The sequence below is a fragment of the Sphingobacteriales bacterium genome, from assembly GCA_016699615.1.
In the GTDB taxonomy this organism is placed as follows: domain Bacteria; phylum Bacteroidota; class Bacteroidia; order Chitinophagales; family JADIYW01; genus JADJSS01.
This window is the reverse complement of the sequence record CP064984.1, coordinates 523,427-545,002: the sequence shown is the minus strand read 5'-3', so window position 1 is coordinate 545,002 and position 21,576 is coordinate 523,427. Positions and strand designations below refer to the sequence as shown.

22 protein-coding genes, 1 tRNA gene and 1 pseudogene are annotated in these 21,576 nt (G+C 30.0%); 17 read left to right on the top strand and 7 right to left on the bottom strand.

What is annotated here, in order from left to right; genetic code table 11:
- The first annotated feature begins 311 nt into the window (after positions 1-311).
- Positions 312-470 carry a hypothetical protein gene (locus tag IPK18_02680; GenBank protein QQR98455.1) on the top strand — a complete coding sequence of 53 codons (159 nt, stop codon included), beginning with the start codon at positions 312-314 and terminating at the stop codon, positions 468-470.
- Between the two features lie 626 nt (positions 471-1,096).
- Here the strand turns inward: IPK18_02680 and IPK18_02675 are convergent.
- The 3 genes from IPK18_02675 to IPK18_02665 all read right to left on the bottom strand — a co-directional run bounded on the left by IPK18_02675 (position 1,097) and on the right by IPK18_02665 (position 2,621).
- Positions 1,097-1,270, bottom strand: coding sequence for a hypothetical protein (locus tag IPK18_02675; GenBank protein QQR98454.1), 174 nt, complete (start codon positions 1,268-1,270; stop codon positions 1,097-1,099).
- Between the two features lie 206 nt (positions 1,271-1,476).
- Positions 1,477-1,550, bottom strand: a tRNA-Ile gene (locus IPK18_02670).
- Between the two features lie 75 nt (positions 1,551-1,625).
- Positions 1,626-2,621 (bottom strand): M28 family peptidase, encoded by a 996-nt coding sequence (locus tag IPK18_02665; GenBank protein QQR98453.1) that lies wholly within the window; start codon positions 2,619-2,621, stop codon positions 1,626-1,628.
- Between the two features lie 151 nt (positions 2,622-2,772).
- Here IPK18_02665 and IPK18_02660 point away from each other — a divergent pair, with 151 nt between their 5' ends.
- The 9 genes and pseudogenes from IPK18_02660 to hemB all read left to right on the top strand — a co-directional run bounded on the left by IPK18_02660 (position 2,773) and on the right by hemB (position 13,280).
- The gene (locus IPK18_02660) at positions 2,773-4,023 is read left to right on the top strand and encodes an adenylosuccinate synthase (protein ID QQR98452.1); all 1,251 of its coding nucleotides are present in this window, start codon (positions 2,773-2,775) and stop codon (positions 4,021-4,023) included.
- 9 nt (positions 4,024-4,032) lie between these two features.
- On the top strand, positions 4,033-5,325 hold the full coding sequence (locus tag IPK18_02655) for an anthranilate synthase component I family protein (protein ID QQR98451.1): 1,293 nt from the start codon (positions 4,033-4,035) through the stop codon (positions 5,323-5,325).
- Positions 5,326-5,416: 91 nt separating this feature from the next.
- Entirely contained in the window at positions 5,417-6,802 is a 1,386-nt protein-coding gene (gene leuC / locus IPK18_02650; GenBank protein ID QQR98450.1) for a 3-isopropylmalate dehydratase large subunit, read from the top strand.
- A 23-nt stretch (positions 6,803-6,825) separates the two neighbouring features.
- On the top strand, positions 6,826-7,410 hold the full coding sequence (gene leuD / locus IPK18_02645; protein QQR98449.1) for a 3-isopropylmalate dehydratase small subunit: 585 nt from the start codon (positions 6,826-6,828) through the stop codon (positions 7,408-7,410).
- Between the two features lie 59 nt (positions 7,411-7,469).
- Positions 7,470-8,720 carry a DUF1015 domain-containing protein gene (locus tag IPK18_02640; GenBank protein ID QQR98448.1) on the top strand — a complete coding sequence of 417 codons (1,251 nt, stop codon included), beginning with the start codon at positions 7,470-7,472 and terminating at the stop codon, positions 8,718-8,720.
- A gap of 159 nt (positions 8,721-8,879) precedes the next feature.
- On the top strand, positions 8,880-9,788 hold the full coding sequence (locus IPK18_02635; GenBank protein ID QQR98447.1) for a glycosyltransferase family 2 protein: 909 nt from the start codon (positions 8,880-8,882) through the stop codon (positions 9,786-9,788).
- A gap of 151 nt (positions 9,789-9,939) precedes the next feature.
- Positions 9,940-10,761 carry a murein L,D-transpeptidase catalytic domain family protein gene (locus IPK18_02630; GenBank protein ID QQR98446.1) on the top strand — a complete coding sequence of 274 codons (822 nt, stop codon included), beginning with the start codon at positions 9,940-9,942 and terminating at the stop codon, positions 10,759-10,761.
- 54 nt (positions 10,762-10,815) lie between these two features.
- A complete protein-coding gene (locus IPK18_02625; protein QQR98445.1) occupies positions 10,816-12,252 on the top strand; it encodes a cellulase family glycosylhydrolase in 1,437 nt (478 codons plus the stop codon).
- A gap of 22 nt (positions 12,253-12,274) precedes the next feature.
- A pseudogene (gene hemB / locus IPK18_02620) lies at positions 12,275-13,280 on the top strand (porphobilinogen synthase).
- An 11-nt stretch (positions 13,281-13,291) separates the two neighbouring features.
- On the opposite strand, the gene IPK18_02615 reads toward hemB, so the two are convergent.
- Positions 13,292-14,185: a PorT family protein gene (locus IPK18_02615; protein QQR98444.1), complete on the bottom strand. Its 894-nt coding sequence runs from the start codon at positions 14,183-14,185 to the stop codon at positions 13,292-13,294.
- Between the two features lie 162 nt (positions 14,186-14,347).
- On the opposite strand from IPK18_02615, the gene IPK18_02610 reads away from it, so the two are divergent.
- Both IPK18_02610 and IPK18_02605 read left to right on the top strand, forming a co-directional pair.
- Positions 14,348-14,683, top strand: coding sequence for a hypothetical protein (locus IPK18_02610; GenBank protein ID QQR98443.1), 336 nt, complete (start codon positions 14,348-14,350; stop codon positions 14,681-14,683).
- 30 nt (positions 14,684-14,713) lie between these two features.
- Positions 14,714-15,373 (top strand): response regulator transcription factor, encoded by a 660-nt coding sequence (locus IPK18_02605; protein QQR98442.1) that lies wholly within the window; start codon positions 14,714-14,716, stop codon positions 15,371-15,373.
- 5 nt (positions 15,374-15,378) lie between these two features.
- Here IPK18_02605 and IPK18_02600 read toward each other — a convergent pair whose 3' ends face one another.
- Positions 15,379-15,759 carry a DUF1232 domain-containing protein gene (locus IPK18_02600; GenBank protein ID QQR98441.1) on the bottom strand — a complete coding sequence of 127 codons (381 nt, stop codon included), beginning with the start codon at positions 15,757-15,759 and terminating at the stop codon, positions 15,379-15,381.
- A 79-nt stretch (positions 15,760-15,838) separates the two neighbouring features.
- Here IPK18_02600 and IPK18_02595 point away from each other — a divergent pair, with 79 nt between their 5' ends.
- The 3 genes from IPK18_02595 to IPK18_02585 all read left to right on the top strand — a co-directional run bounded on the left by IPK18_02595 (position 15,839) and on the right by IPK18_02585 (position 17,688).
- Positions 15,839-16,417: a LemA family protein gene (locus IPK18_02595; protein QQR98440.1), complete on the top strand. Its 579-nt coding sequence runs from the start codon at positions 15,839-15,841 to the stop codon at positions 16,415-16,417.
- Complete coding sequence (locus IPK18_02590) at positions 16,418-16,864, top strand: TPM domain-containing protein (protein QQR98439.1); 447 nt, start codon at positions 16,418-16,420, stop codon at positions 16,862-16,864. It begins immediately after the preceding gene.
- 71 nt (positions 16,865-16,935) lie between these two features.
- Complete coding sequence (locus tag IPK18_02585) at positions 16,936-17,688, top strand: TPM domain-containing protein (protein QQR98438.1); 753 nt, start codon at positions 16,936-16,938, stop codon at positions 17,686-17,688.
- A 4-nt stretch (positions 17,689-17,692) separates the two neighbouring features.
- Here the strand turns inward: IPK18_02585 and IPK18_02580 are convergent, their stop codons facing one another.
- Positions 17,693-18,841 carry a serine hydrolase gene (locus tag IPK18_02580; protein QQR98437.1) on the bottom strand — a complete coding sequence of 383 codons (1,149 nt, stop codon included), beginning with the start codon at positions 18,839-18,841 and terminating at the stop codon, positions 17,693-17,695.
- Positions 18,842-19,506: 665 nt separating this feature from the next.
- Entirely contained in the window at positions 19,507-19,920 is a 414-nt protein-coding gene (locus IPK18_02575; GenBank protein ID QQR98436.1) for a transcriptional repressor, read from the bottom strand.
- Between the two features lie 85 nt (positions 19,921-20,005).
- On the opposite strand from IPK18_02575, the gene IPK18_02570 reads away from it, so the two are divergent.
- Together IPK18_02570 and nspC are read left to right on the top strand one after the other, a co-directional pair.
- Entirely contained in the window at positions 20,006-20,389 is a 384-nt protein-coding gene (locus IPK18_02570) for a MerC domain-containing protein (GenBank protein ID QQR98435.1), read from the top strand.
- A 29-nt stretch (positions 20,390-20,418) separates the two neighbouring features.
- The gene (nspC, locus tag IPK18_02565) at positions 20,419-21,558 is read left to right on the top strand and encodes a carboxynorspermidine decarboxylase (protein QQR98434.1); all 1,140 of its coding nucleotides are present in this window, start codon (positions 20,419-20,421) and stop codon (positions 21,556-21,558) included.
- The last annotated feature ends 18 nt before the right edge of the window (positions 21,559-21,576 follow it).

The following is a 21,576-nucleotide window of genomic DNA, read 5'->3' as shown; positions in this document are numbered from 1 at the left end:
AACGGCTGAAATCATCGTGCAAAAAAGACACAGCAAGATATTTATGTTATAATACAAACATTAAACAAGCACAAACAAAACCAACAAGATGATTTAAAGAAGTAAGATTTTTAGAGCTGAAGCCAAGAGCATGGCAAAGTGCCTCAGCTTGAACTTGATTTTTTTGTTACTTTTTTTATCAAGAAAAAAAGTAAGTATTACACTCTTGTATCAAGACAAAGAAAGTAAATACAAATATTTGTAATAAATCCAGAAAATAAATATTATATTAGTTGAATGAAGTTTATGAAGAATTTGTAGGGGAAAAAGCAATGAATAAATTAAATGATACACGAAAAAAACTAATAGATTCTGGACAATTCGATGAGGTTACATTTGGGAAAATATATTATGGTGCTAAATTTGATAATAAAAATACAGATACAAATGTGAAACCAGCTGAACAAGGTACTAAGAAAGTAAAAAGATGATTATTTATAGATAAATTGTGAAATTATGAGTTTTATTTTTAGAATATTATTGTTAATAATAGTTTTTATAACTTTGTGTAGTACTAACAATAATGCTAACTGCTCACCAAAATATGAATCAAAAGGAAAAATAAGGAAAACAATTGATTCTTTTTATTACTATAATAGTTATGATGAATATAGATTAACAGTTTGTACAAATTTTCTTAGAGATAGCATTTGGGATTATTATATAGATAACATAAAACGTTATTCTATAGTTTATGATTCAAACGGACGGATATTAAATATTATTTTCTACAACTCTTATTTAGACAATGATTTATTTATTGAAAAAGATAGTACCGTTTGTGAATACTTTATTAAGGTAGATAACATATATGTACCAACTATCAAGAGATAATTTCCCCAGCAACCTCTACAGCTATTATGCTATAAAATGTTCGGTTATCCGTACATAAATAAAAATCAAGTATTTATATGTTAGTATTTTTGTTGTATAAAATTATTGGTATGAGCTAATTTATTTGTCTTATTTCAGTGCCAACTTTGCGTACTTCGTGGTTAAAATAAATAGTTTAAATTTATTAATTTGTTTGCTATAAAATATAGCTTCAATTCAGCATCTAAGCTATACAACATTGTTGTTGGTTATATTGCTTGCGTGCTGTTCTTGCATTTATGCTATCAGCTTTTAAAATTTTATAATTGGTAGTACTGCCAGCTAAAACTTCTAAAGGCGTTTGTCCACCCAATGCATGGTAAGGTCTGTTATTATAATCTTGCACTGCACTTTGCATATAGATTTTTAAATCATCAAAAGAAGCACAGCCACCTTTACAGCTTTTATGTAATAAAGAGTTCGGTTATCCGTACAAAATGGAAAAAGTAGATAACAAATCGGAAAAGTTATCTAACAAATTGCAAAAACACTACAAATTTAGGTTAAAACATCAAGATATAATAAAAAAAGCACCTAATATATTAGGTGCTTTTATAAAGTTTGTGGTCCCACCAGGGCTCGAACCTGGGACCCCCTGATTATGAGTCAGGTGCTCTAACAGGATGTGATATAAGACCCTGCTATACTCAATACAAAAACTGAATAGCGACTGCAAAAGTACATTTTTATTTTCAAATAATAAAGAGATTTTTTTAAAAATTATAAATTGTTGCTAAAACAGTTTCTCCTACGGCTTGCAAAGTGTTTTTATCTATGTTTTCCAACTTATCTTCTTGCGTATGCCAATGTTTTGCAAATCCTGTTTCGGTTTCATAGGTTCTATATATTATATCCATAGATGGTATTTGTGCTATGGTATTTACATAATAGTGGTCATCAACAATAGGTGCTGTATTTCTTTTCTGAAAATAACTGCCAAAACCTAACTGATGTGCTGTTTGCCACACATCTTTCATCAAGCTACTTGCGTACTGCATAGATATACCTTCGTAGGTAAATGTGGCATTTTTAGCACCAACCATATCCAACAAAATGCCAAAATCAGCAGTGTAATTTGGTATATGCTTGTTGTGACACCAATATTGTGTGCCAAGTGCATAATAATCTCCATCAGCATATGATGTTTCTTTATCCATTGGTGGACCAAAATCTTCGACATCAAAAAACATAATATCTACACCAATTTCTGCTTGTTTAGCTTGCAATTGTCTTGCAATTTCTAGCAGTACAGCTACGCCAGATGCACCATCATCTACACCTAAATTGGGTTTGCTAGCTTCCGAAACATCTCTGTCTGCAAATGGCCTTGTATCCCAATGTGCAAACAACATTAATCTTCTTTTTGATGTAGGATTGTATGTGCCAATAATATTGTAGCAAGGAACTGTACGTCCATCATAGATGGTTAATTTTGTCTCTTGCACAACTACATTAGCACCAAATTGTTTTAATTTATTGGAAAGATAATCGGCACATTTCTTTTGTGGTGTAGTGTTTGGAATTCTGGGGCCAAATGCTATTTGTTGTTCAATATATAAGTAAGCTGAATCAGAAGAAAAGGTAGGTCGTTCAACTTTTTTTTCTTCTAGCGTTGTAGTTGTTGATTGATTATCCTTTTGTTTGGTTTTGCAACCTATGGTGAACAATACAGCAACTAAAACTGCTATTGTAGCTAATCTGATTTTCATTTAGATATTTTAGGCTAAAATATAAAAATATTGTAAAATTATTGAGAAAGAAAAACACTAACAAAAAAATGACACAATAAAATTGGTTATTTTAATTAAATTTCTCATTTTCAGACCACAGAAAGAAATTGAAAAAATATAAAGCAATATTATGTCAGTAGACGTTATTTTAGGATTACAATGGGGCGATGAAGGTAAAGGTAAAATCGTTGATTACCTTGCCGAAGAATATGATGTTATAGCAAGGTTTCAAGGTGGACCAAATGCTGGACATACATTAGTGATAAATGGAAAAAAACAAGTGTTACACACAATACCATCAGGAATTTTTAGAGAAGGAAAAATTAACTTCATTGGTAATGGTGTCGTGATTGACCCAGTTACTTTGATAAAAGAAATTGATAACCTAGAAAATGATGGTATAAGTGTAAAAGATAGATTGATTATTTCTAAACGTGCTAATATTATACTACCAACACATAAAATATTAGATGCTGCATCAGAGTCATCAAAAGGCGATTCTAAAATTGGCTCTACGCTCAAAGGAATTGGACCAACGTATATGGACAAAACTGGTCGTAATGGACTTAGAATAGGAGATATTCTTGAAGATGATTTTATAGTAAAATACGAATTGCTGAAAAGTAAGCATTTGCAATTATTACAAATTTATAATTATAATTTTGAGTTAGAACCTCAAGAAGAAATATGGTTTGAGGCAATTGAAAGATTAAAAGAATACCAACAAACAGAATCTAGTTATTTTATCCATCAACAAATAAAAGCTGGTAAAAAAATTCTGGCAGAAGGTGCACAAGGTTCTATGTTAGATATTGATTTTGGGACATATCCATTTGTTACATCTTCCAATACAATATCAGCTGTGTGTACAGGTTTGGGTGTACCACCAAGTGCAATCAACAAAGTGATAGGCATTACAAAAGCATATTGCACAAGAGTTGGTAGTGGGCCATTTCCTTCTGAGTTGGATAATGAAGTAGGCGAGAAACTAAGAAAAGAAGGTGGCGAATTTGGTGCTACTACAGGAAGACCAAGACGATGTGGATGGATAGATTTGCCAGCACTAAAATATACATGTATGTTAAATGGTGTAACAGATTTGGTAATTACCAAAACAGATGTATTAAATGCATTTGAAGAATTTGGCGTGTGTACGGCATATCAATATGATGATAAAACAACAAACGAATTGCCTTTTGATTTGTTGAGCACAGAAATTGAACCTATTGTAGAAAATTTTAAATCTTGGGGCAAGATAATAAATGGCCAAGCGCTACCAGAAACCTTGTCTACCTATATAAGTTTTATAGAACAATATTTGGAAACAAAAGTATCTATGGTATCAAATGGACCAGAACGAGAATCTTTGATTGTTCTGTAAATCGAATACATGCACCAGTTTTATCCTTACGCAGTTGATGACATAAATTTGTTTAAACGCAAGCTGTTGCAACTTTCTGAACAATTTAATTATTTCTGTTATTTAGATTCAAACAATTACCCAAATTATCCATATTCTACCTTTGGGTCATTCTTTGCAATAGATGCACTTCATGTATTTGAAAGTGCAATTGAAAGCAAAAATCTACTAGCTGATTTTCAAAATTTTTCACAACAACACAATGCATGGTTATTTGGTTTCTTAAGTTATGATTTGAAAAATACTTTTGAAAATTTGAGTTCTAAAAATATTGATAATATCAACAATCCATTAATACAATTTTTTGTTCCAAAATATATTATCAGAATCGAAAACGAAAAAGTAGATATTGGAGTTACAAATTTTGAAGGAATTGAGAAATTTAAAAAATTATTTGAGCAAGATAGAAAACATAAAACAGACACTGCAAATCAAAAAATTGAGATAAGAAATAGAATTGATAAAACAGCATATATTGATATTGTAAATAAAATTAAAGAAGAAATTAGAATAGGAAATATTTATGAACTCAATTTTTGCCAAGAATATTTTGCTGAAAATATAGCAATAGATACTACAAATGTATTTGAGCAATTGAATACAATTTCAAAAGCACCATTTAGTTGTTACTACAAGCATACAAATAATTATCTAATGTGTGCTAGCCCAGAAAGATTTTTAAAGAAAACTCAGCAAACACTTATTTGTCAGCCAATAAAAGGAACAAGAAAAAGAGGCACAGATACAGCAACAGACAGTGCAATAAAGAACGAATTGTACTTTAATGAAAAAGAGCGTAGCGAAAATATAATGATAGTTGATTTGGTAAGAAATGACATGTCAAGAATTGCTACTAAAAACAGCGTAGAAGTAGAAGAATTATTCGGATTATATACATTTGAGCAAGTGCATCAGCTAATATCTACAGTAAAATGCACAGTAGATAAAGAAACAACATTTGCAGAAATAATACGTGCATTATTTCCGATGGGAAGCATGACTGGCGCACCAAAAATTGCAGCAATGCAATTAATAGAAAAATACGAACATACACAAAGAGGTTTATTTTCTGGTTGCGTTGGCTATATTACACCAAAAGGAAATTTTGATTTTAATGTAGTCATCAGAAGTATTTTGTATAATAAAGAAAATAAATATATATGTATACAAACAGGAAGTGCCATTACCATTGATGCAGATGCAGAAAGCGAATACGAAGAATGTAAGCTAAAAGCAATGGCAATGATTAATGCATTAAAATAGTTGAATATATAACACTCTTCTTAATAATACCTTAATAGAAAATAAAAAATCCTTCAATCCTTTTTCAATAATTTTATGGCAATTCGTTTTTATGGGAAAAACATTGTTTGAAAAAGTATGGGAAAAACATATTGTGGAATCAATTCCAAATGGACCAGATGTAATATATATAGATAAACACCTGATTCATGAAGTTACTACACCACAAGCATTCGCAGGATTAGATAAAAGAGGCATTAAGGTACTAAGACCAAAGCAAACTATTGCCACAGCAGACCATAATGTACCTACAAAAGATCAACATTTACCAATTCGTGAAGCACTATCTAAACATCAAGTAGACACTTTGATTAAGAATTGTGAAAATCATGGAATAGAATTGTATGGTTTAGGACATCCATTTCAAGGAATTGTGCATGTCATTGGACCAGAATTAGGCGTTACACAACCAGGACTTACTATGGTTTGTGGAGATTCGCATACATCTACACATGGTGCATTTGGTGCAATAGCATTTGGTATTGGCACATCTGAAGTAGAGCAAGTATTAGCTACACAGTGCATCTTGCAAACTAGACCTAAAACAATGCGCATAAATATAGAAGGAAAAATTGGTAAAGGAATCGTTTCTAAAGATATTGTATTATATATTTTATCAAAAATTTCAGCAAGTGGAGGCACTGGATATTTTATAGAATTTGCAGGAAGTGCCATTCGCAGTTTGAGCATGGAAGCACGTATGACTATTTGCAATATGAGTATTGAAATGGGCGCACGTGGAGGAATGATTGCACCAGATGAGGTAACTTTTAATTATATAAAAGGAAGGCCATTTGCACCTCAAGGCAATGATTTTGATAAAGCAGTAGAAAGTTGGAAACTATTAGTATCAGATACCGATGCTGTGTTCGATAAAGAATATACTTTTGCAGCCGAAGATATAGAACCAATGATTACCTTTGGAACTAATCCAGGAATGGGAATTAAAATTTCTGATGAAATTCCAAATCCAGAAAAAGAAGATGTAGGCTTAGATAAAGCATTGCAATATATGGATTTTGAACGTGGCGAAACATTATTACAAAAACCAATAGATTATGTTTTTATAGGTAGCTGTACCAATTCTCGCATCGAAGATTTGAGGTTATTTGCCGATGTAGTAAAAGGAAAAACAAAAGCAAAAGATGTTACAGTTTGGATAGTGCCAGGTAGCAAACAAGTAGAAAAACAAGCAATAGAAGAAGGAATTGATGTGATACTAAAAGAAGCAGGAATGGAGCTTCGTGAACCAGGTTGTTCTGCTTGTTTAGGAATGAATGAAGATAAAATTCCTGCAGGAAAATATTGTGTGTCTACATCAAATAGAAACTTTGAAGGCAGACAAGGACCAAATTCCAGAACATTATTAGCAAGTCCATTAACAGCAGCAGCAGCAGCAATTACTGGGAAAATTGTAGATGTAAGAACATTATTATAGACAACTAAGAATATTATTTTTTTATGGATAAATTTAAGACCATAGCTTCAACAGCAGTTCCATTAAATATTGAAGACATAGATACTGACCAAATTATTCCAGCTCGTTTCCTAAAAGCTACAAACAGAGAAGGCTTTGGAGATAATTTATTTAGAGATTGGAGATATAATGCAGACAATACAGAAAAACCAGATTTTGTATTGAATGATAAAAAGTATAAAGGTAAAATATTAGTAGCAGGAAAAAACTTTGGTTGTGGCTCATCACGTGAGCACGCAGCTTGGGCAATACACGATTATGGTTTTAGTGTCGTAGTATCATCATTCTTTGCAGATATTTTTAAAAACAATGCATTGAACAATGGACTACTATCAGTTATTGTATCTGATGATTTTCTACAATCAATTTTCAATGCCATAGAAGAAAATCCATCAACAGAATTAGTTGTAGATTTAGAAAAGCAAACTATTACATTAAATAATCAATCAGAAAATTTTGAAATTAATCCATACAAAAAAACATGTATGATAAATGGATACGATGATATTGATTATTTGTTGAGCATTAAAGATAAAGTTCTTTCATACGAACAAAACTCAAAAATATAAACTATGAAATAATATTTTATTATTTTTAATCATTCACCAAATATTATTTTCCAGTATTTATGATAACAATACAACCATTACAAGCACTAAGACCAAGAAAAGATGTAGTACACTTAGTTGCAGCAAAACCTTATGATGTTCTAAATTCTGAAGAAGCAAAAGAAGAAGCAAAAGACAATCCAATATCTTTTTTGCGCGTATCTAAACCAGAAATAAATTTTGATACACCAATTGAACAATACGACGAAAAAGTATATCAGAAAGGTAAAGAAGTATTTGATAAATTAATAGAAGATGGTGTTTTAATCAAAGAAGACGCACCATGTCTATACATTTATGCACAAACTATGCAAGGCAGAACACAAATTGGTTTGGTTGCAGGTTCTTCTATTGATGATTATTTTGAAGACAAAATAAAAAAACACGAATACACTTTAGTTGCTAAAGAAAATGATAGAATAAAACATATGATAACCAAAATGGCACAGCCAGGCATGGTTTTTTTAGCATATAGAGCAATACAAGAAATAGATTTAATCATACAAGATTATATATCAAAACATACAGCAGAATATGATTTTGTCGATAGCCAAGAAGTGAGGCACCAACTTTGGAAAATAGAAAATCAAATAACAATAAATACATTGCAAATACTTTTTGCAACCAAAGTGCCATTTACATATATAGCAGATGGACATCATCGTACTGCTGCATCAGCTAAAGTTGGAAAACAACTAAGAGATGCCAATCCAAAACATGATGGAAATGAAAGTTACAATTATTTTTTATCATGTTTATTTCCATCTACACAATTGCAAATTCAAGATTATAATAGAGTAATTAAAGACACAAATAGTTTAAGTACTGAAGAATTAATTTCAAAAATAGAAGAGAATTTTATTGTTGAAAAAATAGGAGAGCAGCAATATAAACCAACACAATTGCATGAGTTTTCTATGTATTTAGGCAAGAATTGGTATAAACTAACAGCTAAGAAAAATACTTACGAATTTGCAGATGAAATAGAAGTGTTAGACATCAGTATTTTTACAAAATATGTTTTAGAAAATATACTAAACATACAAGACCAACGCACAGACAAACGTATAGATTTTGTTGGTGGAATTCGTGGATTACAAGCATTACAACAAAGAGTAGATAGCAATGAAATGCAATTAGCATTTGCGTTTTACCCAGTTTCAATAGAACAATTGATGCAAGTTGCAGATGCAGGAAAAATAATGCCACCAAAATCAACATGGTTTGAGCCGAAACTAAAATCTGGTCTAATCATCAACTCACTGAAGTAAGAATTTAATACTTACTATTTTATTAACATATTTTTTATACATGCATTATTCAAAATAATGAAACAATAGTTTTGTAGACATTACTATTGTATGTATGCATCAATGTAAATTTGATGTTCGATTTTTCAATTCTAAAATTATTCTATCTTTGTAATTGAGATGAAAAAAATCGGAGTTGTTACCATTACTTACAATAGTGAAAAAGTTTTACCAGGATTTTTGCAAAGCGTTTCCAATCAAACGTATAAAAATTTCACATTATATGTAATTGATAATATTTCTGCAGATGCAACTCTAGCTATGATAGATATTCCACATAATTTTAATTGTAAAATTATAAAGAATAACAAAAATGTTGGCGTTGCTGCAGGAAACAACCAAGGAATTAAACAAGCATTAGCTGATGCATGTGATTATATCATGCTATTAAATAATGATGTAGAATTTGAACATACGCTATTCGAAAAATTGGTCTACAACATGGAGTTGCTGAATGCAAGTATGATTGCACCAAAAATGATGTATCATCCAGAAACTACAATGATATGGTGGGCAGGCACAATTTTGCACAAAAAAGATGGATATCTAAACTATCACAGAGGCATACACGAAGAAGATAAAGGACAATACAACAATATTGAAACTGTAGACTACGCACCAACAGCATGTGTATTAATGAAAAAAGAAGTGATTGATGACATTGGCTACATGGATGAAAAATATTTCGCTTATTTTGATGATACAGATTTCTTCTATAGAATTTATAAGCAGAAAAAACACAAATTATTATATTTTCCCAACGCACAGTTTTTTCACAAAGTAGGTGGCTTATCAAAAATGCGCGATGGTTCGCCTACAAAATTTAAGTTCAGCGATTTTCATATCAAGTTAAATATCAGAAATCATATTTACTATCTAAAAAAACAAAAACTGTTGTCATCATACATACTCATCATTTTTTTATTTTTTAGGTTTAATGCACGTTTCTTCTTTAGTGGAAAATATCATCTAAATTTCAAGACATTTAAACTCGTAAATCAGTCATATTTCAAAGGATTGATGATGTAATTTTGTTAATTACTTTATAAAAAAACATCGATTAACAAAAAATTAGGGTTTTTTCTCACTGTTTTTTAGGATGCCTAAGACTTTTGGCTTATTTTTAGGCACTTTAAAAACATTACTTAACGTTATAGAAGAATAAAACCCAAGTCAAAAAATGAAAGTAAGATCGTTTGCATTAGTTTGGTCAATTGTGTTGTTTCCATTAAATACATTTACATCATTCGGAAATAACTTTGACAACGCTACTTTAAATAATAGAACCATAGATATCTCAGCCAATCAAGAATTTTTATTTGATATTGAAGAGATTAAGTCAGAAGAAAAAATAGATTCAATTCCAGTTGAAGAAAATGCGCTAAATTCATTAATACAACAATTTAAGTACATTTCTCCAGAGGCAATTAAAATGACATTAAATAGCTACAATTATTTGTTAGAATCCAATAAAATCTCAAAACCAAATATCATCACTATTGTAGATTTTTCAAAACCATCAACCACAGAGCGTTTATTTGTAATCGATTTAAAAAATAGAAAATTAATTCAAAAAAGTTTGTGTGCACATGGAAAAAATAGTGGCGAAAACTATGCACAATATTTCTCAAACAACAATCAATCATACCAAAGCAGCTTAGGTGCGTATGTCGCAAGCGAAACTTATGATGGTTCAAAAGGCTATTCTTTAAAATTAGATGGTCAAGAATCAGGAATAAATTCAAATGCAAGAGAAAGAGGCGTTGTTATCCATGCAGCAGACTATGTAAGCTTTGATTTTATTCAAGCACACGGAAGATTAGGCAGAAGCCAAGGTTGTCCTGCTTTACCATTTGATAAATACGAAAAAATAATCCAAACAATCAAAGGTGGTTCATGCTTCTTTATCTATCACCCAAATGCACAATACAAACAAAGCTCAAATATTAATAAATCGTACGACGAATTAGCATTAAATAGCTTACTCACTAATTCTAATTAATTATTTTCTATTACTTATACCGAAGTTTATTATCTTAGTAGATAAATTCTTCTAATGTATAAACTTAAGTTACTCATAGTATCAATCATATTTTTATCCATTTCTTGTAAAAAGGAAAATAACGGACAACGTACAGTTGCAAAATATGAAGAAGATCCAAGTATTATACAAGACCAATACGGACGACAATTAATATTACATGGATTGAATACATCAAGTTCTGCCAAATCAGAACCACAAAGAAATCCTTGGATTGCTGAAAGTGATGTAGATAGAGAAGCAAAAGAATTTGGTTTTAATTTTGTTCGTTATTTAATTTTTTGGGATAATATAGAACCAGAAAAAGATGTTTTTAGCGAAGCCTATTTAGATAGAATTCAAGAAAGAGTTGAGTGGTACACCAATAGAAAAATGTATGTTATGTTAGACATGCATCAAGATTTGTATGCACTAAAATTTGGTGGCGATGGTGCACCAGATTGGGCAATCAGACCAAATGGCAAAGAACCAATAGACTTAGGTGCTGAAACACCTTGGTGGTTAAAAAATATAGATCCAGCTGTGGTGAATAGTTGGATTAACTTTTGGAGTTATACAAACCATAAAGACTTACAAGACCATTATGCTTTAGCATGGCAAAAAGTGGCAGAAAGATTTAAGGATAACCCATATGTAATTGGCTACGATTTGATGAACGAACCTTGGGGCGGAGATCTTTTAAAAGTATTTATTACAGGCGAATTTGAAAGGAAACAACTATACGATTTTTATAATAGACTAATACCAAAAATAAGAGCAATAGATCAAAATAAATATCTATTTTTTGAGCCAACACCAGCACCAGTTACATTCGGAGCACCAAGCAATTTGCCAGCAATTATAGATACCAGAACACCATCAAAATTAGTATATGCACCACATTGCTATCCATACGACACACACGAAGGTTTAGGTTATTCAGCATCATCTAAAAAAAATCTGATAGATTGGGAACGTGAACGAAAAAAAGATGTAACACAAAAAAATAATAACATTCCATTAGTTACTGGCGAGTTTGGGTTATCGCCAAATAATGCAGAATTTGATGTGTATCTAACTGATTTTATGAATATGTCAGATAGAAATCAATGGCATTGGACATATTGGAGCAATGACAGAGGTGGTTGGAGTCCATTAAATGACGATGGCACTGAAACAGCAATTTTACAATACTTAGTAAGAACATATCCAAAAGCAATTGCAGGCAAAATTATATCATTAAACTTTGATAATTCAACAAAAGTTTTTACGATGACTTATTCTTCAAATCCAACGATTAACAAACCAACAGAAATATTTGTTCCAAATCGTTTCTATCCATCAGGATATAATGTTCAAGTCAATGGAACAGACAAATATATTATCACTAAAGATGAAGTAACCCAGACAATAAATATTGATGTTAATGAAATTATTGCAACTGAAGTAACGATAACAATAGAAAAAAAATAAATGCTTTTTGTAACTTTGCTACATGTTACAACGTCCAAGAAGAAACAGACAATCTCAAGCAATTAGAAATTTAGTTCAAGAAACACATTTGTTACCACAGCAATTGGTGTATCCATTATTCATTATAGATGGTAGTAATATAAAAAATGAAATAAAATCATTGCCAAATACATTTCAACTAAGTTTAGATAATGTATTGCTGGAAATAGAAAATTGTCTTGAATTAGGCATCGAATCATTTATCTTATTTCCAGTTTTGAAGAAACATTAAAAGATAAATATGCAACATATAGCTATCAAGCAGATTGTTTTTATTTAAGAGCAATTGCGAAATTAAAGCTAAATTTAATAATGTATGTCTGATTAGTGATGTTGCTATGGATCCATACAGTTCTGATGGTCATGATGGCTACGTAAATGAAAAAGGCGAAATAGATAATGAAATTACAGTGCCAATCTTAGAAAAAATGGCTGTTGCACAAGCAAAAGCAGGTATTGATATTGTTGGTCCATCAGATATGATGGATGGTAGAGTAGCATCTATTAGAAAAGCATTAGATGATGCAGGATATATTAATGTTGGAATTATGTCATATGCTGTAAAATATGCAAGTGCATTTTATGGGCCATTCAGAGATGCATTAGCTTCTGCACCAAAAAGTGGCGATAAGAAAACATATCAAATGAATCCAGCAAATAAAATAGAAGCTATGCGTGAAGCCACATTAGATGAACAAGAAGGTGCTGATTATTTGATGGTAAAACCAGCAATCAATTACTTAGATGTAATTCATGTATTAAAACAAAATTTCTATTTACCAATAGTTGCCTATCATGTAAGTGGTGAGTATGCTATGTTGCATGCTGCATCAAGAAATGGTTGGCTAAACTATGAGAAAAGTATGGAAGAAACTTTATTAAGTATTAAACGAGCAGGTGCAGATATTATTATTACTTATGCAGCAAAAGATTTTGCAACATTATACAAAACAAAAAGGCATAACCTAAGTTATGCCTTTAATATCTAGTAGACTAATTACTATTCAGTCATTATTTTTTCTTTAGTTTCTTTTACTTTTTTCTCTTTTGCTTTAGATTCTTCCTTTACCTTTTCTTCTTTCACTTTTTCAGGTTTAGGCTCTTTAGCTTTTTTCTCTTCTTTTACCTTTTCAGTTTTTGCTTTTTCAGTTTTTGTTTTTGTAGATGCAGTTTTCTTTTCATCTACACCAAATCTATAAATGTATCCTACTTGTATATTTGTTCTTGAGTTAGTGAATTTTGTTTTATCATCTAAATCGTCAATTACATCTCTGTACACTTTTGTTAAACCCCAATCATAAGTAGCATCAAAAGTAACACCATGTCTTTTATTTTTACTAACATATGCTTCAATACCAGCACCAAATCTTATTCCAATGTCATTTTTAGTAAATTCATTATCAAAATCAATGTCTTTTTTATATGAAGTAGACGTAACTAGATTTTTATTTATATATTCATCATAATTTTCTCTACCATGTACTGGCAATGCATAATATCCACCTGCTGTACCATAAACTCTTAATCTATCATTTCCCCAACCTAAGTGAGCTACCAATGGTATTGTTATATAGTTTATTTTATGTGTTAAAATTCTTTCTCTAAATCCAGTTGGCATTTGTTGTTGTGCTTTTTGGATATTTCCACCCATATTAAATTCTACACCTAAATCAATACCTATGAATTTGTTGAACCAAATTCTACCATTGATTCCACCACCACCACCAATTCTAGACGAAAACTGTCCACCAAGACTTGATTTTTTTGAGCCTTCTAAGCTGTAGTTTTTAAATCTACCAAACACAGGACCACCTTTTATTCCGATACTGTAAGTGATTTTTGCATGTGCATCGATAACAGCAAAAAATAAAACTAAGTATAGTATTTTTTTCATGTTAAAAAGTTATTTTTAATTAAATATATCCGTAAAAATACAAAAAAATGTAAAACATTGTATGTGAAATGCATATTTTTATAAAAAATAATATCTAGCTACAGAATAGATGATTAATTTGAATGTTTTAGTTAGATACTTTTTTAGTAATTTCAGATATAGATGCTTATAGTGAGTCAATTTTTTATAAAATATTTTACGCCAAAATATATTGGTGGCATCTCACTTTTCCCATTTATTATTGTAGCAAATAATACAATTAAAGAGAATAAAGTATTCATCAATCATGAGAAAATACACATTAGACAGCAAGCTGAATTGATAATTGTATTTTTCTATTCTTGGTATATCATAGAATTTATGATTAAACTAATTAAATATAAAAAATTTTACAAGGCATATGAGAATATTTCTTTTGAGAGAGAAGCCTATGTCAATGAAAATGATTTAGAATATTTAAAAAACAGGAATTTTTGGAGTTTTCTTAAATACCTATAATATATTTCATAACTTTGCACAAAAAACTACATGAGTATGATTAATGTTTTTATTGTTGATGACCATCAAATATTTTTAGATGGTATTGTTTCTTTGTTGGAAGATGAAGATATGATCCATATTGCTGGTACAGCGCATAATGGAAAAGAAGCATTAGAGAAAATAAATAATATTAAGAATATAAATGTTGTACTTATGGATATCAATATGCCAGAAATGGATGGTATCGAAGCAACAAAACAATTGAGAATTACTCATCCAGATATTAAGATTTTAATGCTGACAATGCACAGCGAACCAAGATTTATTAAAGAATGTATTGAAATTGGTGCAAAAGGATATGTGCTTAAAAATATTTCTAAAGATGATTTATTAAATGCCATTCAACATGTGTACAATAATAAGTCATTCTTAGATAGCATTGCACAAGAACAATTAATTAATGCAGTATCTTCTGTTGATGAACATGAAGATGACAAGCAATATGACCATTTAGTTAGTCAAATTACTCAAAGAGAATTGGAAGTATTACAACTAATTGCACTTGGATTAACTAGTCAAGATATTGCTAATAAATTATTCATTAGTAAAAATACAGTTGAAACACATAGAAAAAATATGTTATCAAAATTCAATGTGAATAACACCGCAGCATTATTGAAAATAGCTTACAAGAAAGGATTAGTTTAATTTATTTACACAGCTCTTTCTTGCTCCCATGCCATAAATTTTTCTATCTCTTTGTTTAATATTTTTATGAGATAGCCAAGTATAAGCATGTCATCAATTTGTCCTATAATTGGAATAAAATCAGGAATTAAATCTAAAGGATTTACAAAATAAACCATTGCAGCTACAACAGCAATAATTGATGTTGTAGAAATATTTTTATACTCACCATCAAACCATGCTTTTAACATTCTTCCAAGAGCAATAAGATTATCTTGTAATAAATAAAATTTCTCAGAAGTTTCACCCAATTTTAGAAAAAAAGCATCTATTAGTTGCGAGATTTTTCCATCAGATGCAATAATACTTTCAGCTTCTTTAATCAATTTGTCGATTATAGTATTCATACCACAAAATATACTTTTTATACAATTAATTCTTTATCAGAAGATAAAATATTTATATTAGCACATAAAATTACAACAAATGAAAAAAATATTCCAAATTTTAATAATAGCATTGGCAAGCACTATGCTATCTGGTTGCTCTTACAATAGCATTATTGGTTTAGATGAAAGCACAAAAGAAGCATGGTCTAATGTAGAAGCAGCCTATCAAAGACGTTTAGATTTAATTGGTAATTTAGTAGAAACGATTAAAGGCAGTGGAAAGTTTGAGAAAGAAACGCTAACAGAAGTAATCAATGCAAGATCAAAAGCAACATCAGTACAACTAAATGCAGATGATATTACACCAGAAAATATGGCAAAATTTCAGGAAGCTCAATCACAAATGAGTGGCGCACTTTCAAGATTATTAGTAACGATAGAAAAATATCCTGAATTAAAAACTACTGCACAATATGCTGAGTTGATGAATGAACTGAACAGAACAGAAAATAGAATAAATATTGCACGAAGAGATTATAATAGTGCAGTAAAACAATACAACACAACAATACGTTCTTTTCCTACAAATATCACAGCAATGCTATTTAAGTTTAAAGAAAAAGAAATGTTTAAAGCTGATCCTGGAGCAGAAAAAGCACCTAAAGTTCAATTCTAAATGAGCAATTCTGTAAAAGATTTTCTTTCTAAAGATGCGCAGCAACGTATTACAAAAGCTATACAAATAGCAGAAAAAAATACTACTGGCGAAATTAGAATTAGAATAGATGCACATACAAAAACTGAAAATATTTTGGATGATGCAACAAGAGTTTTTTATGAATTAAAAATGGATAAAACAGTGTACAATAATGGTGTTTTGTTATACATTGCAGTCAAAGATAAAACCTATTACATTGTTGGCGATACAGCAATCAATCAAATTGTACATCAACAATTTTGGGATACCATTGCTGCTGAAATGAATGGTTATTTCAGTAAACAAGAATTTGAAGCAGGAATCATACATGTTATTGAAAAAATAGGACAAACACTACACCAATATTTTCCAATAAATGAGCTTAAAAATGATAACGAGTTATCAGATGATATATCTTTTGGATAAATAATAAATAATTGAATATAATAAAATTAAATATTAATTATGAGCGCAATATTGTAAAAGTTTTTTTTACAATGTTAATGCTTATTCTTTCAATATCAATACAAGCACAAGAAGATTTTAGTGATGATAAAAATATTCCTGAAAGACCAAATCCTCCAAAACTTGTCAATGATTTTGCACATATGTTTAATGACTATGATGTCTATAAGTTAGAACAAAAATTAGTTGCTTATGATGATTCTACATCAACTCAGATTGTTGTAGTAACAGTAGAAACATTGAGTGGATATGCAGAAGACGACTATGCATTAAGATTAGGAAGAAAATGGGGCATAGGTCAAAAAGGAAAAAACAATGGAATATTAGTTTTAATATCGAAAGAAGAACGTGCAATAAGTATAGAATTAGGTTATGGTATTGAAAGCTATATCACAGACACAGACGCAAAAAGACTGATAGACAATGTAATGATACCATACTTTAAACAAGGTGAATATTTTACTGGTGTTGATATTGCAACATCAGACTTAATAGCAATGTTACAAGGTACCTATCAGAATGATGAATTAAATTCTAACAATGGTGATTTTACTACATTTATAATAATTTTTATTATAATATTGATTTTTATTATATTTATATCATCAAAAACAAATGGTGGTGGCGGAAACTACACTGGCGGAAGTGGTGGCTGGACATGGACTTCAGGTTCTGGCTCAGGTTGGAGTGGTGGCTCATCTTGGGGCGGAAGTTCAGGTGGCGGTGGCTTCGGAGGTTTTGGTGGAGGCAGTTTTGGTGGTGGTGGTGCCAGCGGAAGATGGTAAATATCTATTCCAACATATCTAATCCAAATTTTAAATATGCTTTGATATCATCATTTTGCTCATGAGCATCAATGTTTTTCTTCTCTATTTTTTTACCCAATCTTACAATTACAGCATTCTTTTCTTTTACAACATAAATTAACTGTCCATGCACACCACGAAAATATGGAATTTGCATATTTTCATGATTAATAATCCATGTTTGATAGCCATACCAATCACAAATTCTACCATCAGCAGTTTTTAAGTGCGTAGCAGGTTGTGTCATCGCATTTATCCATGCTTCGTTTATGATTTGTGTTGAATCTACTTTTCCTTTATTCAACATAAAATAGCCAAGCTTTGCATAATCTCTTGCTGTTGCATTAATACAACAAAATGATTTTTCTATACCATCTTTTTTATCAGTACTCCAAAGTGCATCATTTTCCATGCCCAATGGTTGCCAAAGTACTTCATGTGTATATGCTGCTATAGTTTTGCCACTTGCTTTCTTTATAATGTAACCAAGCATTTGTGTACAACAACTTTGGTATTCCCAAATAGTTCCAGGTTTTTCATTGCTTTTAAGTTTCAATTTGCTCATCATTTTATTTAAGTCTTCACCATAGTATGATTCTGCTGTCAATGAAAATATATTCCAATATGATTCTTTCCAATCAATACTTCCACTCATCGTTATAATGTCTCTAATTTTTAATTTCCCATCAGGAATCTGCGTTAATTCAGGAATGTATTTTTTTACGTCATCATCCAAAGATTGTATTTTTCCTTGCTCAATTAGTTTTCCAACCAACATTGCATTTACAGTTTTTGCTACAGAAAATGAAGCAGAGATAGTATTTTCGTTATAGTCATCATAATATTTTTCTGTCAATATTTTTCCATTCTGAATTACTAAAAACGCACAAGTTTTTCGTTCGTTCATATATTGTTCAGTAGCTTTATCAAGTTCTTTTTTATTGTAGTTTTCTGCTTTTTGCCAAGCTATTGGAGTACTCGATTTTTCAATTGTATTGTTTGTGAATTTTTTATAATCATCTACATTAGAAAACCAATATTTTAATCCATTGCTCACAAACTTTGGTGCAAAAAATAATGCTAAAACATAAATTACTGCAATAGTTAGAATTAGCTTAAATAATCTTTTCATATCATTTTTTTTACTAATCTAATTATATTATTTGACAATTAGAAAAAAGAAAAATAAATATATCCAAACAAGCGTCAGAAAATGCCAATAATAGGCAAATAATTTTAATTGAAAATAAGCAGTTTTATTAGTAAAAAAACAAGAGCAGTAATGTTATTGTGTAAATTATGCCAATGATTTTTCGTAAAATAAGATAGAAAAATAATGCCACCTAACAAATGCAATACATGAAAACCAGATATTAAAAATAAAAACGCAGAACTATTATGTTTAAAGTTAAAACCATTGTTAGATAAAGTAAACCATATAGTAATTTGTAATGTTATAAATAAGAATACGAGTATATAAAATATAATATTTGTTATTATATATTTTTTGAAAATATTATGAGCAAAATATTTTTCTTGAAACACTAATGCAATACTAGAAAAAATTATTACAATTGTATTTACATATATCAATATTGGAAAATTCAGATTTGCTTGTCTATTTGTTCGCACATTAAAAAAATATGAAAGACTTAAACTTAAGAATAATAAACCAATTGATGCCAAACAAAAAATCATCAAAAGAGTGTAGTTTTTATAACGACGTTCTATCTTTCCTTCAAAAATTTTTTCTTTATTATTTCTTGTAATGTTTGACATTTGGATAAAACTAAAATATTACGCACAATTGGCACATGTTCCTTCAATCAATAAATTTGCAGTAGAAATTGTATAATTTTTTGGCAACTTAAATTGTGGCACTACAAGCTGATGCAAACACTCAATCTGTTCACATTTCAAGCATTTAAAATGAACATGATTATCTTCGTGTGTATGCTCACATGCATCATGATTACACAATGCAAATTTTGCTATATTACTATTGTCAGAAACTTTATGTATGATACCATTTTCTATAAATGAATTTAATGTTCTATATATCGTAACTCTATCAAACTGATGATTATAATGTGCTTCTATTTCCGTGTGCGAAATAGCTCTTTTTATTTTGCTAAAATAGGAAAGTAGTTCTACTCTTATTGGCGTAATTCTTAAATGATGCGCTTTTAATTTTTTTTCAAAATTTTCCATTTTTTAACATATTTGATGCATTTTAAAACGTATATTTGCAACTCAGTTTCATAAACATTTTAGCATAAGTAAATATACAACAATCATGCATAACCACAAACATCAAGCAAATAAATTAAGCATATTTTTGTCTATAGCATGTGCTATACATTGTTTAATGATGCCATTTGTTGTTGTATTTCTACCGTTTCTTTCTGTATATTTTGAGCAATATCATTGGGTAGAAATCTTAATTGTTTTTTCTACCATTATCTTAGGTACAAATTCAATTTTGCATGGGTACAAATATCACCATCAAAACAAAATTCCAGCATATTTATTTGTATTAGGCATTGGTTTTTTAACAACATCAACCATTTTACATTTTGCATTTGATATGCATAATACTATACAACAAAGTATTAATATTTTTGGTGCTATTATGTGTGCATTTGCTCAAATTTACAACTTAAAATTAAGTAGAAACTAAAATTATTTTCTTTTTTATTATATTTGTACATGCCAAAAGAAATTAAAATAGATGTTGATAAAATCACATCGCCAGCTTTTGTATTACAAGAAGATTTGTTAATTCAGAATTTAGAAAAATTACAATATTTTCAGAAGCAAGCAGGTATTTCTATTATTTGTGCACTCAAAGGTTATGCATTTCATGCAACTTTTCCATTATTAAAAAAATATTTATCTGGTGCCACAGCAAGCTCTTTACACGAAGCAAAATTAGTGTACGAAGAAATGAAAACAAAACCACACACTTATTGTGCAGTCTATATTCCAAAAGATTTCCAAGAAATATCAAAAATATCATCGCACCTTACTTTTAACTCAATGTCAGAATGGGAAAGGTATAAAAATAATATTCCTAATGGCGTAAAATGCGGTTTAAGAGTAAATCCTGGCTACAGCGAAATTCAAACAGAGCTATACAATCCAGCATCACCCAATTCTAGATTAGGTATAGAAGCTAGTTTATTGCCTAAAAATTTACCAAAAGGTATCACAGGCTTACATTTTCATGCTATGTGCGAAAATGATGCAAACACATTAGAAAATGTTTTAACCTCATTTTCAAAATTATATCATCATCAAATTCAACAAGCAGAATGGCTAAATTTTGGCGGCGGTCATCTTATTACAAACGAAAACTATAATGTTGAATATGGCATAAATGTAATCCAAAATTTTAAGCAAAAATATCCAAATATCAAAGAAATTATTCTAGAGCCAGGCAGTGCTATTGGTTGGGAAACAGGATATTTAGTGGCAACAATTTTAGACATAGTAGAAAATGGTAATATAAAAACAGCTATGTTAGATGTATCTTTTACATGCCATATGCCAGATTGTTTAGAAATGCCCTACCAACCCAAAATTTACGGTAGCGTAAAACAACCAAAACACAAATACAGGATGGGCGGGTTAAGTTGCTTAGCAGGAGATGTTATGGGCGATTGGTATTTTAATGACGCCTTGCATGTTGGTCAAAAAATTATATTTTTAGATATGATTCATTATACAATGGTTAAAACAACTACTTTTAATGGTATTAATTTGCCAGATATCGGAATATGGAAAGATGATCAATATCAAATAATCAATCAATTTGGGTTTCAAGATTATAAAAATAGACTTTCATAACACATAATTACACTCTTT